3 protein-coding genes and 1 pseudogene are annotated in these 3,683 nt (G+C 64.0%); 3 read left to right on the plus strand and 1 reads right to left on the minus strand.

What is annotated here, in order from left to right; all coding sequences use genetic code 11:
• Together VGD20_RS00690 and ahpF are read left to right on the plus strand one after the other, a co-directional pair.
• Window positions 1–397: redoxin domain-containing protein (locus tag VGD20_RS00690; RefSeq protein WP_331132610.1), on the plus strand; the 397-nt coding region annotated here is incomplete at its 5' end.
• A 126-nt stretch (window positions 398–523) separates the two neighbouring features.
• Window positions 524–2,080: an alkyl hydroperoxide reductase subunit F gene (gene ahpF / locus VGD20_RS00695; RefSeq protein WP_331132612.1), complete on the plus strand. Its 1,557-nt coding sequence runs from the start codon at window positions 524–526 to the stop codon at window positions 2,078–2,080.
• Window positions 2,081–2,170: 90 nt separating this feature from the next.
• Here the strand turns inward: ahpF and VGD20_RS00700 are convergent, their stop codons facing one another.
• A complete protein-coding gene (locus VGD20_RS00700) occupies window positions 2,171–3,085 on the minus strand; it encodes a LysR substrate-binding domain-containing protein (RefSeq protein ID WP_331132611.1) in 915 nt (304 codons plus the stop codon).
• A gap of 264 nt (window positions 3,086–3,349) precedes the next feature.
• On the opposite strand from VGD20_RS00700, the pseudogene VGD20_RS00705 reads away from it, so the two are divergent.
• Window positions 3,350–3,683: pseudogene (locus VGD20_RS00705) on the plus strand (hypothetical protein); the annotation flags it as partial.

Below are 3,683 nucleotides of genomic sequence, written 5' to 3' on the forward strand. Positions count from 1 at the left end.
CCAATATGCGACGCTTCAGGGCCTCGGCGTCGAAGTCTATTCGGTGTCGACCGACACGCATTTCAGCCACAAGGCCTGGCACGACAGCTCGCCGGCGATCGCCAAGATCAACTATCACATGCTGGGCGACCAGAACCACGTTCTCGCCAATAATTTCGGCGTGCTGCGTGAAGATTCGGGCCTCGCCGACCGCGCGACCTTCGTCGTCGATCCCGACGGCGTGATCCAGGTGATGGAAATCACCAGCGAAGGCGTCGGCCGCAACGCCGAAGAACTCGTCCGCAAGATCAAGGCTGCAGTCTATGTCCGCGCCAACCCCGGCCAGGTCTGCCCGGCGAAGTGGGAAGAAGGCGCCGAAACGCTCGCTCCCTCGATCGAACTCGTCGGCAAAATCTAAGCCGACCGATTTGCAGGACCGGGCGGGCGGCGCTCGCCCGGTCTTCGCATTCTAAAAAAAACAAGATTCTGACGCCGTTCGCCGCGGCGAACCCCTGCTCCTGTCCGAAAGGCTCTCCCCATGCCGATGCTCGACGCCAACACGACCGCCCAGCTCAAAACCTATCTCGGCAACCTTCGCCGCCCGATCGAGCTGGTCGCGAGCCTCGACGCCTCGCCCAAGTCGGCCGAAATGCGCGCGCTTGTCGAAGAGGTCGCGGCGCAGTCGGACCTCGTCACCCCGCGTTTCGATGGCGACGACGCGCGGAGGCCCTCCTTCGCGATCCGGGCCGATGAAGGCCGCGCCGAAGCCGTGTTCGCGGGGCTGCCGATGGGGCATGAATTCACCTCGCTGATCCTCGCGCTGCTGCATGTCGGTGGCCATCCGCCGAAGGAAGAGGCCGAACTGCTCGACGCGGTGCGCGGGCTGGAGGGCGACTTTGTCTTCGAAACCTTCTTCTCGCTCTCGCGCCAGAATTGCCCTGACGTCGTGCAGGCGCTCAACATCATGGCGGCACTCAATCCCAATATCCGCCACACGGCGATCGACGGCGCGCTGTTTCAGGACGAGGTCGAGCGCCGCAAGGTGATGGCGGTGCCCGCGGTGTTCCTGAATGGCGAACCCTTCGGGCAGGGCCGCATGGACCTCGCGCAGATCGTCGCCAAGCTCGACACCGGCGCCGTGGCGCGCGCCGCCGAGAAGATCGCCGCAAAGGAGCCGTTCGACGTGCTCGTCGTCGGCGGTGGGCCCGGCGGCGCCGCAGCCGCCATCTATGCCGCACGCAAAGGCATCCGCACCGGCATCGTCGCCGAACGCTTCGGCGGGCAGGTGCTCGACACGCTGGGGATCGAGAATTTCATTTCGGTCCAGCACACCGAAGGTCCGAAGCTCGCCGCGCAACTGGAAGCGCATGTGAAGGATTATGACGTCGACGTCATGAATGTTCAGGAAGCCGCAGAGTTGATCCCCGGCGGCGCGAACGGCCTGCACGAAGTGAAGCTGAAGAGCGGCGCGAGCGTGAAGGGCAAGACGGTGATCCTGTCGACCGGCGCGCGCTGGCGCCAGATGGGCGTCCCGGGCGAAGCCGAATATCGCAACAAGGGCGTTGCCTATTGCCCGCATTGCGACGGTCCGCTGTTCAAGGGCAAGCGCGTCGCGGTGATCGGCGGCGGCAATTCGGGTGTCGAGGCGGCGATCGACCTGGCCGGACTCGTCGCGCATGTGACGTTGATCGAGTTCGACGGCCAACTTCGCGCCGACGCGGTGCTCCAGACGAAGCTCCGCAGCCTGCCGAACGTCACGATCATTACGTCGGCGCTCACCACCGAGGTGCTCGGCAATGGCGAGAAGGTCGTCGGCCTGCGCTATCGCGACCGCAACAAGGACGAGGAGCATCTCGTCGAACTCGAAGGTATCTTCGTCCAGATCGGCCTAATTCCGAACACGGAGTGGCTCGGCAGCGCGGTGGCGCTCAGCGATCGCGGCGAGATCGAGGTCGATGCGCGTGGTGCGACGAGCCAGCCCGGCATCTTCGCCGCTGGAGACGTGACGACGGTACCCTATAAACAGATCGTGATCGCGATGGGCGAAGGCTCGAAGGCGGGGCTTTCGGCATTTGATCACCTGATCCGCGCGCCGGGCTAATTTGCGCGCGGGAAGGTACAGCTAGTGGCGGGTTCGGCCGTTCCGCTGTCAGCGCCAGAGCATGGAAAGTGGTCACCACGCCCGCCCCACTCAAACGTCTGAGCTACCATCCACGCCTGCCGCACGTGCGGAAACCAACCGGTCGATGTTCCGGAGGAAGGCAGCCAACACGGGTGACGGGTTGTCGGCGCGATAGCCGGCCGCGACTTCGATCACCGGTCCGTTCCCGGCGAGTGGCCGAATGACCAAGGAGGCAGGAAGCAAGGCTTCCACATACGCGGGCAGCAGGGTGACCCCTCTGGTCGAGGCAACGAGAGAAATCCCGGTCGCATAGCCATCGAGGAAATGGCTGGGCGCCATGGTCAGACCGCGATCTTCGAAATAGCGCTCGACAATCCTGCGCAGCACATGCGGCGTATCGGAGTAGCCGACGAAGGTCGCGGGATCGATCTCGCGCGGATCGATTTCGGCGCGGGAGGCCAGCGCATGTTCACGGGGCAAGATCACCACGATCGGTTCGTGCGCGATGACTTTGTATGTCACGTCGGGCTGTGGCTCGATACGCGAGAAGCCGAGGTCGATGTCGCCGCTCTGCACTGCGGCGCCGATCGCAGGCGAGAAGTCGCTCGTGACCCGGAAATCGGTCGTCCGTAGCTCGTCGCTTAACACGCTCGTGACGTGGCGCAGCCATTCGACCTCATGTCCGGTGAGAAAGCCGACGGCGAAGCTGGCCTTGGCAGGGCGCGCGGTCCGCCGCGCCGCTGCGATCGCCTCGCGGGCCTGGGCGAGCGTGAGCCGGGCGTGATCGAGGAATGCCTCCCCGGCGGGGGTAAGCACGACACCGCGCGAGCCGCGCACGAAGAGAGGTGTGCCGACCTCGACCTCCAGGTCCCGGAGCTGACGACTGAGCGACGGCTGCGAGGTGTGAAGGCGCGTCTCCGCCGCCTCCGTGAGGCTGCCAGTCTCCGCGACGGCGACGAAATAGCGCAGGTGACGTAGTTCCATCTTGTCATGCCTTCTAGGCATGGGAGCTCAAGTTGCAAAGTCTTTGTGACGGCCAGATTGTAGGGCTATCTCTGGTGTACCGAGACGATAATGACCTGCCTCAAAGGTCTGACGAACGGCAATCATGCAGCTGAATGGATGCGTGCGGACCCTGCTTTGCACGTCAAGGTACCGCGTGCTCTGCTCAAGTCTTTGTCCCGGGCGATGTGCGCCCTCCCGGATGGAGCGCGCCCTGAGTAACGATCAACCTGCTGGAGAAAAACGATGACCAAGATCCTCATTGTCCTGTCTGCCGCCGATACCTGGACCCGCGCAGATGGCTCGAAATATGAAAGCGGCGTCTGGGCAGAAGAGTTTGTCGTCATGGACGAGAAGTTCATTGCCGAAGGCTGCACGGTCGACATTGCGACGCCCGGCGGTGTTGCGCCGACGATCGATCAGCACAGCATGAACCCCGACGTCGTCGGCCAAGCGAATGTCGATCACTTCCGCAGCTACCTCGACGCGATAGCGGAGCGGCTCGCCAATCCGCTAGTCCTCGCCGACGTCGACGGCCGGCACTATGACGCTATCGTCATTCCGGGGGGCCATGGTCCTG

This window comes from Sphingopyxis sp., from assembly GCF_036402335.1.
In the GTDB taxonomy this organism is placed as follows: domain Bacteria; phylum Pseudomonadota; class Alphaproteobacteria; order Sphingomonadales; family Sphingomonadaceae; genus Sphingopyxis.